This is a genomic window from Flavitalea flava, from assembly GCF_054461575.1.
Genome location: NZ_JBTLQH010000001.1, coordinates 572,425 through 584,373 on the forward strand (window position 1 = coordinate 572,425; position 11,949 = coordinate 584,373).

At 47.9% G+C, this 11,949-nt stretch carries 7 protein-coding genes; all 7 read left to right on the forward strand.

What is annotated here, in order from left to right:
- Nucleotides 1–139 precede the first annotated feature (139 nt).
- The 7 genes from ACX0G9_RS02010 to ACX0G9_RS02040 all read left to right on the forward strand — a co-directional run bounded on the left by ACX0G9_RS02010 (nt 140) and on the right by ACX0G9_RS02040 (nt 11,942).
- A complete protein-coding gene (locus ACX0G9_RS02010) occupies nt 140–3,334 on the forward strand; it encodes a SusC/RagA family TonB-linked outer membrane protein (protein ID WP_459063170.1) in 3,195 nt (1,064 codons plus the stop codon).
- Between the two features lie 98 nt (nt 3,335–3,432).
- The gene (locus ACX0G9_RS02015; RefSeq protein ID WP_459063171.1) at nt 3,433–4,935 is read left to right on the forward strand and encodes a RagB/SusD family nutrient uptake outer membrane protein; all 1,503 of its coding nucleotides are present in this window, start codon (nt 3,433–3,435) and stop codon (nt 4,933–4,935) included.
- 24 nt (nt 4,936–4,959) lie between these two features.
- Nucleotides 4,960–6,189 carry a glycan-binding surface protein gene (locus ACX0G9_RS02020; protein WP_459063172.1) on the forward strand — a complete coding sequence of 410 codons (1,230 nt, stop codon included), beginning with the start codon at nt 4,960–4,962 and terminating at the stop codon, nt 6,187–6,189.
- Between the two features lie 37 nt (nt 6,190–6,226).
- A complete protein-coding gene (locus ACX0G9_RS02025) occupies nt 6,227–7,819 on the forward strand; it encodes a GH39 family glycosyl hydrolase (protein WP_459063173.1) in 1,593 nt (530 codons plus the stop codon).
- Between the two features lie 11 nt (nt 7,820–7,830).
- Nucleotides 7,831–9,252: a cellulase family glycosylhydrolase gene (locus ACX0G9_RS02030; RefSeq protein WP_459063174.1), complete on the forward strand. Its 1,422-nt coding sequence runs from the start codon at nt 7,831–7,833 to the stop codon at nt 9,250–9,252.
- A gap of 81 nt (nt 9,253–9,333) precedes the next feature.
- Complete coding sequence (locus ACX0G9_RS02035; protein WP_459063175.1) at nt 9,334–11,427, forward strand: beta-galactosidase; 2,094 nt, start codon at nt 9,334–9,336, stop codon at nt 11,425–11,427.
- 47 nt (nt 11,428–11,474) lie between these two features.
- The gene (locus ACX0G9_RS02040) at nt 11,475–11,942 is read left to right on the forward strand and encodes a fibronectin type III-like domain-contianing protein (protein WP_459063176.1); all 468 of its coding nucleotides are present in this window, start codon (nt 11,475–11,477) and stop codon (nt 11,940–11,942) included.
- Nucleotides 11,943–11,949 lie beyond the last annotated feature (7 nt).

Here is an 11,949-nt window from a genome sequence, read left to right on the forward strand (position 1 = left end):
TTCATTTGCAAGTTGCTCTACCCTGCCTGTTGACATATCCCATTATTTTTGTATTGGTGGTGCAACCGATTGCAATACTACAGTAATGTTATCCCATTCCAGGTTGCCGGTCTTTAAGTTAAAACCAAAACGATTGCGTATGAAAAAGCGAACTATTCAAAGGCTTATTAAATGCCCTTTTTGGTGCATGCTCAGCCTTCTTCTCTCCTATTACGGCGGAAATGCACAAAATCCGCCCGCCACTAAAAAAATCACCGGAAAAGTCGTGGTCAGCCCGGGCGACAAACCCCTCCAGGGCGCCAGTGTCATGGTCAAAGGGCGATCGACGGGTACACAGACGGACAAGGATGGCCTGTTCAGTCTGAATGCCGGAGATGGGGATGTGTTGATTATCAGTTATGTAGGCCTCTCTCTCCGGGAAATTAAGGTAGGTACCCGGCAAGTGGTCAACGTCCGAATGGAAGTGCTGGACAAGAGCAACATGAATGACGTTGTTGTTATCGGTTATGGAAAAGTGCGCCGTCCGGACGTCACCGGATCCATTTCTTCCATCTCGGGTGCGGAACTCATGAAAACCCAGCCGGCAACTTTCGATCAGGCCCTTCAGGGAAAAGTCGCGGGCGTTGTGGTACAACAGGTATCAGGACAGCCGGGTGGAGGTGTATCCGTTCAAATACGTGGCGTGTCTTCGATAAGTGGCTCTAATTCGCCCTTATATGTAATAGATGGTATTATAATTCCTCCGGTCAGTGACCCTGGTGGCGGTTCCAATCCATTAAACACCATCAATCCTGCTGAAATAGAATCAATAGATGTATTGAAAGATGCTTCTGCATCGGCCATATACGGTTCGCAGGCGACCAATGGCGTTATTGTTATTACTACGAAAAGAGGCAAGGTAGGGGCGCCGCAAATTTCTTATGATGGTTATGCCGGATACCAGGAGATACCAAAAAGACTCCCTACCATGAACCTGCAGCAGTTTGCCGGTTATCTGAATGCCCGGGGACAAGCATGGGGCTTTGACATCAGGCCCGAATTTGCGAATCCGAAATATTTAGGCGCCGGTACCGACTGGCAAAAAGAATTATTCCGGAAAGCACCGGATATGAGTCATACTCTTACGGTAAGCGGTGGCGATAACAGGACCCAATATCTGTTATCGGGCTCTTATTTTAAACAAAAAGGAATGGCGCTTGGTTCAGATTTTGAAAGGTATTCCGTGCGGCTGAATCTGGATAATAAGACCACTAACTGGTTAAAAGTAGGAACCAGTCTTCAAATGGCTCATGTTTATGAAAATGTAAATACAAGCACCTCTGGCATCATTGGCTCGGCACTCAATCTTACACCCGATATTCCGGTGCAAAACCCCGATGGCTCCTGGGGTGGTATTACCAACACCAGCGGTTGGGTTCCCGGGGTGGTCAACCCGGTAGCGATAGCAGAAATTGTCAAAGATCAAAAAAAGAGGAACCAGTTATTTGGCAATGCGTATGCCGAAATACAATTTACCAAAGATTTGTCCCTGCGAAATGAAGTATCGGGTAATTTCGATTTTAATACGGAAGATAAATTTACACCAACCTATACATTTGGTAAAGTTGTAAATGGCACTAACAGCGGTTCCACGTCAATGAACCAAAACTTTTATACCGTATTACGCAATTATCTGACGTACAATCATTATTTCAGTACATTTAATCTCAATGCATTATTAGGGCATGAAGCACAATCCTCCTCTTTCGAAAATTCCGGCGGCCAACGATCGAATTTTCCGTCAAACAATGTGCAGGCCCTGAATGCCGGCGATGCGACCACCGCCAAAAACTCAGGTGATAATGGTCTTGGCTCTTCACAGGAATCCTATTTCGGTCGTATCAATTTTTCCTGGAAGGATAAATATCTGCTCACCGGAAATGTAAGGAACGATGGTTCCTCGAATTTTCCAGCCAGCAACCGATGGGTTACTACCTGGTCAGGGGCAGTTGCCTGGAAAATCAATAATGAGGCATTCTTAAAAAATGTAACGTTTATAGAAGAATTGAAAGGGAGACTTGGTTACGGACTTACCAACAATCAAGGGATACCGGGCAACACCTATGTAACGCAACTTCAAACAGTGGCAAATGGTTTGTCAGGAATTGCACAGTTTCAAAGCAATTTGGCTAATCCTGATGTAACATGGGAAAAAACAAATTATTATAATGCAGGTCTTGACGGAACGTTCCTCAATGGGCGGTTAAGTTTTACAATTGATGCTTATTACCGTAAAACAGACGGGCTTTTATTAAAGGTCCCGTTCCCGGCTTATTCGGGAACGGCCACCGGGTATTCACCGGGAACCATGCAGGCGCCCTATGTTAATATCGGTTCAGTCAGCAATAAGGGGTTTGACTTCAGGGTCAGCTCTACCAATATCAATTATAAAAATTTTACCTGGAAAACGGATGTTACCGTATCGCGTAATGTAAACAGAGTACTCAATTTAGGTTCCGGGGATCAGGCTAACTTAAGCCAGAAGTCCTATGTAATTAACGATATTATCGAAAAGACGGTGGTGGGTCGGCCCATTGGCGAATTTTATGGCTACCTGTTCGATGGAGTGTTTGCCAATCCAAAGGATTTCCAAAAACATGCCATGCCGGTTGACCAAAGTGGCAATCCATATGCCATTTCTTCGGCAGGCGGGGGGATTTGGTACGGTGACCGGATGTTCAAGGATTTGAATGGCGACGGTGTTATTGACACCAAAGACCAGACATTTCTGGGCTCTCCGATCCCAAAATTCCAGTTTGGGATCAATAATACATTTACCTGCAAAAATTTTGATCTGAATATCTTCCTTAGTGGCAGTGTTGGCAACAAAGTTTTCAATGAGCTGGCTGTAGCGCAAACCAATTCGCAAAATAATACCAACTATTTTGCATCGGTATTGAATTATGCAAAATTAGGTTTGGTAGATCCCGGTGGCTCCGCGTCGGATATTAATAATGTATATGTTACCAACCCGAACACACATGTTGTAGGATTGAGGAATGATAATACCAACGGTAATAACCGTGCATCTGATTTGTTTATCGAAGATGGTTCATTCCTGCGATGCAAGAATATCACCATAGGGTATAGATTGCCCGGCAATATTTTGTCAAAAATTCACCTGCAATCTTTCCGGGTATTTGCTACGGTGACCAATGCATTTATCATTACAAAATATTCGGGTATGGATCCTGAAATTGGTTCGTGGAATCCTCTTCAGGCTGGCTGGGACAGCGGATATTATCCCCAGCCAAGAACATACACGATAGGCGTAAACATCGCATTCGCTAAATAAAGCAATCACTAATTAAGCGCATAATTATGAAATCAAATAATAAAATAATAATCATTTTGTCATTTGCAGCAGCAATGGCAGGATGCAAAAAGAGTTTTTTGGAACGTCCATCGAGCTCGCAGATAAGTTCCAATAATTTTTACAAAACCCCGGCCGATTTGCGGCTTGCTACGGCAAGTCTGTACGGCGGTTCTGAGTGGTGGCAATGGCAAAATAATGCGTTGTTGCCCTTGGGTGACGTATTGAGCGGAAATGCTTATTTCGGTTATTGGGGGGATCTGGTGCAGCTGTATACAAGAACGATCACCGGTCAGAATAGCATTGTCTCGAGTGGTTGGACGGGTTTGTATAATGTTATAGCGCAATGCAATTCGACTGTTTTGGCCATTGAGCAGCAAGCTGCTTCGTCTATTTCCGCCACCGATAAAAATGCTGCCATAGCCGAAGCTAAGTTCATACGGGCCGTAGCATATTATCATTTGGCGGTTATGTGGGGAGCTGTACCCATTGTCGAGGATAATACCAAACTGATCAAACAACCCTTGCTTAACAGGAACACCGTTTCAGATGTTTATACCTTCATTGCCAATGACCTCAGTTTTGCAGCGCAAAACCTTCCCAATACGGATGTACCGGGACGGGTAACTACCTGGTCGGCGCAAGGAATGCTGGGCAAAGTGTATTTGACGGCGGCGGGTTGGGGTCAAAGTGGTGGCCAGCGTAATCAGGCCTTCCTGGACAGTGCCCAAAAATATGCCGGCAATGTGTGTAAGAACAGTGGTTTGTCCTTGCTTCCCAGCTATTATAATCTTTTCAGGTCGCAGTACAACGATAACCCGGAATCACTATTTTCCCTTCAATGGACCGCAGGTGTGGGTTATGGTAATGGCAACGATTTCCTGACCTATTCGCCCAGCAACGACATAAATCCTTTAAAGACAGGTGCATGGACGCCTTTAGCGCCAACCTACGACTTATACCTGAATTATACAGTCCAGGATACTGTAAGGCGTTTAGCCAGTATTATGCTCAATGGAGATTATTATCCCGAATTGAATGCTGCCGGTGGCGGCTATACGGCATCTTCATCGGTAATGAAAAAACACATTATCGGTAACGAAAAAGATAACAATGCGCCGACAATGGATATCTGGTCATCTGTTGAACACAATACAATTCTTAGATTGGCTGATGTATACCTGGTATATGCCGAAGCGATTTTGGGGAATAATGCCAGCACTTCCGATGCTGATGCCATGCTATATTTTAACAAAGTACGAAATAGGGCAGGCGTGGATCCTGCTCCGATGTTGGACATCGACACCCTCCTTCGGGAAAGAAGAGTTGAATTTGCTTTTGAAGGACAATACTGGTTGGACCTGGTACGGCTGTCCTATTACAATCCGCAAAAAGCGGTCGGTATACTCAATAATCAGCAACGGGTAACATTTACCTATGATCCTGTTACCCGTATTGCTAAGCCGGATACGGGCGGTGGTTCGATTGTCCCAGCAACGATCAGCGCATTTACCTTACAAATTCCGTCATCCGAGCTGACGTCTGATCCGAAATTAACCGAACCGCCGGTGCCTTATTATTAATGGAATAAATTAAAAACGAATAGTATGTACAAGATAGTATATAAGCATTGCCAAGGGTTGTTGCTCACTTTTGTGGTTGCACTGTTACTGGTTTCTGCCTGTAAAAAAACGGCGTCACCCGGCCCGGTACTGACAGGCGTAAGATTTTATGCTCCCTCTCCCAATGATACTACCCTGGGCAGTCTTACGCCAACCGGCCAATGGGTGGTATTGGAGGGGAATAATTTGAAGAATGCCGTACAGATATTATTAGACGGCGTTCCGGTGCCCTTCAATCATGCACTTTTTTCCGATACGAGTGCGGTTGTGCAGATCCCCACTGTGATCCCTTTCAATTCGGTGGCGGCCGGCGATCTTAACACCATAAAATATAGCACTACCAGCGGTTCGGTTACATTTAACTTTAGTATTGTGGTCCCTCCGCCCGCTATTACCAACATTTCGGACGAAATGGCAAACCCGGGCGATTCTGTCCGGATCCGGGGAGCGAACTTTTTTCTCATCAGCGATATAAGCTTCGCCGGTGCTGACGTCGGGTCCTATACTTTTTCGGAGGATGGCACTTCCCTCGCATTTGTCGTGCCGCAGTTTACTGCCGGCGGGCCGCTTGTTATCACCACCAAATCCGGAACGACTTCTACGCCATATAATGTGGAGGATTTTGACACCGGCGTGCTCTGCAATTTTGATAATGTATCCACCTATCAATGGTGGAGCGCAGGAGTCGATAACAACAGCGTTACGTTTCCCGGCAACACAGGCAGTTATGCGATCCTGAACAGTAACGGCCCATTAAGCAATAATGACGGCAGCTGGTGGAACGGCGGGAGGAGCATCAACTGCAATAGCGCACAATGGGTACCGGTATCTGCTTTAAATGAACCGCTGGCCAACTGGGCACTGAAATTCGAGGTCAGTATTCCCGATGCCTGGAACGGAACTTCCATCTTTTTAGCAAGAAATGGCGATTGGACCTATATCGCCCGGTACGAACCGTGGAAAGGCCCCGCGGGCGCAACATCTCCGTATAAAACCAACGGATGGCAGACGGTGACGTTGCCTCTTACCCAGTTTCTTACCAAGCCTGTTAACGGGAAGGACGGTACAGGTCTGGTGGCGCCGGATCTGACAACATTAGTAGGAGGTTCGGGCAGCGGCAGCATAAACGCATATGTCATGAACGATGGCCCGGCACCTGCTGCCACGGGGCTTAATGTCGCCATCGATAATTTCAGGGTGGTAAGGATCAAATAAAGGCGAATAGCATATGGTTATAATATAGAAAAATAAGATGAGAAGAATTATTATTTGCATCGCGGTCCTGAATTTTTACTGTTCAGGTAAAATAATCGCACAAAAGCCAAGGCTCAACGGATCGGAGATCCCGCAACGGTTGATAAACGCCGACTTCACAAAGATGGAAGGGCGACTCGATACCATGTTCAATGAGTGCGTCGGCGCAGGCCGGGCTAATGAAGGGCTTCGGGCGGACTGGCAGCAGCAGCTTGCCTACGTAAGAGAAGAGTGCGGGTTCAAATACATCCGCATGCACGGGCTGCTGTCGGATGATATGGCAGTTTATCAGGAGGATAAAAATGGAAAACCAATTTATAATTACATGTACGTCGACGTTTTGTTCGATTTTTTGCACAGCATCGGCATGAAGCCCTTTGTAGAACTGGGTTTCATGCCATCAGGGCTTGCCAGCGGCAGCAAGACCATCTTCTGGTGGCGGGGTAACGTCACTCCCCCGAGGGATTATGAAAAGTGGGCTGCATTGGTAAGCAATCTTACGCGGCATTTTTCAGAACGATACGGCGCGGAGGAAGTAAAGACCTGGTATTTTGAAGTTTGGAACGAACCCAACCTGGATGGCTTCTGGGCCGGCACCCAACAGGATTACTTTAAACTGTATACTTACAGCGCTAAAGCCATAAAGAGCGTCAACCCCGCCTATAGGGTCGGAGGACCCGGTAGCGCCGGCGCAGCCTGGGAGCCGGAGATGATCGGGTATTGTCATAAGAATAATGTGCCCCTGGATTTTATCAGCACCCATTCCTATGGCGTAAAGCAGGGATACCTGGACGAATTCGGCAACTCGGGCACCATACTGGACAAGAATCCTATGAGCGTCAGCGGGGATGTGCTACAATCCCGGAGGGAGATTGCGAATTCCCCGATGCCCGCACTGGAATTGCATTACACGGAATGGAGCTCCTCTTATACGCCTGCCGATCCCCTTCATGACAGCTATCATGAGGCGTCTTATTTGTTGCAAAAACTCAAGCAGGTGGGTAAAGCGGCCAATTCCATGTCGTATTGGGTCTTCACGGATATTTTTGAAGAGCCGGGGCCTCGTTTTACGCCTTTTCACGGCGGGTTTGGCATGCTTACCATCCAGGGGATCAATAAACCCGTATTCTACGCCTACAAGTTCATGAATCAATTGGGTAATATAGAATTGAAAAATAGCGATTCCTCCTCATGGCTTTGCAGGGATTCAACGGGTAATATCCAGGCGCTGGTCTGGGATTTCACCAATACCCACCCGGGGGATTCCGTGCACAATCAGGATTACTATATAAAAGATCTGCCGGCCGGAACCAAAGGGAGGCTGAAACTCCGGATCGATAAGGTACCTCCGGGAATGTATGCGCTGGAATTATATAAAGTGGGTTATCGATGCAATGATGCTTATTCGACCTACCTGTCGTTGGGCAAGCCGGCACAGCTCAGCAGCCGGCAGTTGGAACAGATCAGGAACCTGAACGACGGGGCGCCGGTCCTGAAGGAGATCATTGAAGTCAGGGACGGAACCCCTTTTTCGAAAGATTGGGAGATCAGGGAGAATGATGTTTTTTTACTCAAGCTGTTCAAACTTTAAATTTAAAACTTATGAAAGCTAAATTTCCTCGCTTGCTTTTGGCTATGTTGTTGGCAGCTGCCTTTTCTTTAGGCTGTAAAAAGAATCCTGGCAGTTCGCCCCAATTGTCAGTGTCGGCGCCCGGAATTGATTTTCAATCCCAGGGAGCCGACTCCATGGTAACCATCACCTGTAATTCATCATGGAGTATCGATAACCCGGTTTCCTCGTGGCTGCAGCTAAGTCAAATATCGGGAACCAGTGGTAATGCCACCGTGAAATTAAGCGCTACTGCGAATGCCACAGGTACTACGCGGAGCGGGGTCTTGGTGGTGACGGCGTCCAACGGCCAGGCCAGGCGTATCACAGTGTCACAAGTCAGCTCCATCTATCCATCGTATAACATCTCTCCGCTGACCCCGGATTCTACAGGGATGACCAGCACGGCCACCCAACTGATCGGCAATATAACAGTGGGATGGAACATTGGTAACACCATGGAAGCTCCAGGAGGGGAGACGGGGTGGGGCGCTCCGCTGATCACAGCGGCCTATGTAAATTCAATGAAAAACCTAGGCTTCAACGCCGTTCGGATCCCTTGTGCCTGGGACTTTCATGTGGACAATAAGTCGACAGCCCAAATAGATGCGAATTGGCTGAACAGAGTGCACGAGGTGGTGCAGTATTGCGTAAGCAACAATATGTATGTACTGCTCAATATTCATTGGGATGGCGGCTGGCTCGATTGTAAGGCTACGGGGCCCCGGGCGGATAGTGTAAACGCCAAACAAAAAGCATTCTGGGAGCAAATAGCTACCAGGATGCGCGATTTCGACGAACATTTGATGTTCGCAAGCGCCAACGAACCAGATCCCACCGATGCCGCTCAGATGAAAGTATTGCTTTCTTACCACCAGACTTTTGTCAATGCGGTGCGTTCTACCGGAGGTCATAATACCTACCGGGTGCTGGTAGTGCAGGCGCCATCCGCCCTGATCAACGATTTTCCCGGCGACCTTACGCCGTCCCGGATGGCCTTTGAAGAGCATGACTACACGCCTTTCCAATTTACACTTATGGATTCGGATGCCTCCTGGGGAAAAATGTTTTATTATTGGGGCGCCGGGCATCATTCTATCATCGAGCCGGATCGAAACCCCAGTTGGGGAGAGGAAAGCGAATTAATGACTTATTTCGACAGCATGAAAGCTAAATTTGTGGATAAAGGAATACCTTTCCTCATGGGCGAATATGGGGCATACCGGCGAAGTACACCCAAAGACCTCCCAACCCACAATGATGCAGTGGATTACTGGATAACATTTAACACCAAACAGGCGATCGCTCATGGCATGAAGCCATTTTTCTGGGACACAGGCGGGCTGGTGGACAGGGGGAGCGATACCGTGAAAGATGCCCGTTCCGTTAACGCCATTTTTGCCGGTGCTCATTGATTGAATAGGGAATATTGATAACCTACGGTACTCATTGATCGTATACGGAAAACATTGATCACCTACGGAACACCGTCGCAGATGAAAAAATACACGCTACAGTTCATATTGGCATCCATAATGTTGGCAACGACGGCAGGCGCACAGCCGGCCAATCGTTTTTTTCCCGAAAAGGATCTTGTCACGACGGGCATTTATTACTATCCGGAACATTGGAACGAAAACCAGTGGGAACGGGATATTGCCAGGATCGCTGAAATGGGTTTCTCCTTTGTCCACCTGGCTGAGTTTGCCTGGTATAAAATGGAACCTGTAGAAGGGAAGTTCGACTTCGCCTGGCTGGATAAGGTGATAGCCCTCTGTGCGAAGTACAAACTAAAGGTGCTGATGTGTACACCCTCCGCTACTACTCCGGCATGGATGCGGGCGGATTATCCGGAAACCTTCATAATGGATGGACATTACATCCGGGCTGAACATGGTACACGGGGATTAGGGGCGATCGTCAACCCTGCGTATCGAAGATTTGTTGAAAAGATCGTGACCGAAATGGCAAAACGTTACGGCCGCGATGCAAATATTTTCGGATGGCAGCTTGATAACGAACCCGACGCAAAGCCGGACTATAGCCCGCCTTCCCAGGAAGCATTCAGGCAATGGTTAAAGAACAAATACAAAACCATCGACACATTGAATGCCGCCTGGGGCGCAGCCTTCTGGAGCCAGTGGTATAATAATTTCGACCAGGTCATCATCCCCAATATCAACCTGGTCGGCTGGTGGGGCAATAATCCCCACGCTTTACTGGATTTCAAACGGTATTCCGCAGACGCCCAGGCCGAATTCCTGGACTTTGAGGCCGGTGTATTGCGGAGATTCGTTTCCCAGGACCAGTTTGTAACCACCAACTACACAGCAGTCTCTACCGGAGCCGACCCAAGACGGACGAGAAACCTCGATTTTGCAACGTATACAGCCTATCCCAATGGCGGTACCGATAACCTGGGCGATCAGGGCTTCCGGCTCGGGAACGGCAAGGTCATTCTTTTTGCTTCCGAATATTATAAGTCGGTGGGCGGAGCGTCCGGCGTGATGGAGATCCAGCCCGGGCCGGTGAACTGGGGAAGTTATAACCCGCTGCTGCTGCCTGGTACCGTCCGGATGTGGTTGTATCACAGCTTTGCGGCAGGCGGAAGACTCGCCTGTTCCTACCGGTTTCGTCAGATCAACTACAGCGCAGAACAGTATCATGCCGGTGTAATAAAGACAGACGGAGTTACCCCATCGCCCGGAGGGGAAGAGTACACCCGGTTTATGAAAGAAATCAAGGTATTACGGGATCAATATAAACCGGGGGTCAAAATGGCGGAGAAACTGGCTGCCCGTTCCACCGCCATCCTTTGGGATCTTGAAAATTTCTGGAGTATCGACAGGCAAAAACAGACCAGGCAGTGGGACCCATGGAATTATCCCATCAAGTTCCTGGAAATAACAAAGTCCCTGGGCGCACCGGTGGATATTGTCTCTCCGGATGCCGATCTTTCGAAATATAAATTCCTGATCGTTCCGGCATATGAAATGGCAGATTCGGGTTTGGTAAAAAAATGGAACGATTACGCGGCAGGCGGGGGACATCTGATCATCACCTGCCGGACGGCCACCAAGGACAAATCGGGGCATTTTTGGGAATCCGGATGGGCTGCGCCGCTATCCGGACTTATCGGGGCGCATGTGCTGGCGACCGACATGCTCCCGGGATCGGGATCGGTAAGGGGCGACATTCTCATGGGATCATCCCATTACGCCTGGAACAGCTGGGCAGATCTGCTTGTTCCGGACAAAAATACGCAGGTACTTGCAACCTATGACAACCAGTTTTATAAAGGAAGGGCCGCGGTGGTAAAACGGAAAGTCGGCAAAGGCACAGTTACCTATATTGGAGTGGACGGCGACGGCAGCGATCTGGAAAAAAAATTATTGCGTGATGCCTATGTTGAAGCCGGAGCCACTACTGATGATTACCCCCCTGGCGTGTATGTTTACTGGCGCGATGGCTTCTATATTGCCGTGAATTATTCTTCCGGCGACTACGAGGTGCCCGTCCCTGCAACGGCTGGCATTCTCATCGGCCAAAAGATATTGAAGCCTGCAGGCGTATTGGTTTGGAGGGAATAAACCGTTGCAGGATAATCGGATATTTCGAAACAAAATAGTTGAAGAAGATGAAAAAAACAGTAAGACAATTTGTGACCGGTTTTTCCTGGATCATGATGACATATGCGGCTAATGCGCAGCAGGCGCCTAAGGACGATAAGCAGGAGGAAAAGATCCGTTCATTGATCAGCCAAATGATTTCAGCGGATAAGGTTGTTTATGGAAAGGATGAAGTGATCCATGTGAAATTTACCGTAAAGAATACAGGTTCACGATATGGCGCAGAAGTAGCTCAGTTGTATGTCAGTGATCCGGTCGCTACCGTTTTGCGCCCCGCAAAGGAGCTTAAATCCTTTGAAAAAGTATTTCTCCAACCCGGAGAGAGCAAGAGAATAACGTTGAACCTGAAAATTGCCGATCTTGCATTCTTTGACGAATCAAAAAATGATTGGAATATTGAAGCGGGAGACTTTATTCTGCAATTGGGCAACTCCTCAGGCAATATTTCCCGGACCTTGAAGATCACGGTCAAATAAGTTAAAA

What these genes read in the sequence shown, in the direction of transcription:
- ACX0G9_RS02020 (WP_459063172.1), top strand. Translation starts at nt 4,960, where the DNA reads ATGTACAAGATAGTATATAAGCATTGCCAAGGGTTGTTGCTCACTTTT.
- ACX0G9_RS02025 (WP_459063173.1), top strand. Translation starts at nt 6,227, where the DNA reads ATGAGAAGAATTATTATTTGCATCGCGGTCCTGAATTTTTACTGTTCA.
- ACX0G9_RS02010 (WP_459063170.1), top strand. Translation starts at nt 140, where the DNA reads ATGAAAAAGCGAACTATTCAAAGGCTTATTAAATGCCCTTTTTGGTGC.
- ACX0G9_RS02040 (WP_459063176.1), top strand. Translation starts at nt 11,475, where the DNA reads ATGAAAAAAACAGTAAGACAATTTGTGACCGGTTTTTCCTGGATCATG.
- ACX0G9_RS02030 (WP_459063174.1), top strand. Translation starts at nt 7,831, where the DNA reads ATGAAAGCTAAATTTCCTCGCTTGCTTTTGGCTATGTTGTTGGCAGCT.
- ACX0G9_RS02035 (WP_459063175.1), top strand. Translation starts at nt 9,334, where the DNA reads ATGAAAAAATACACGCTACAGTTCATATTGGCATCCATAATGTTGGCA.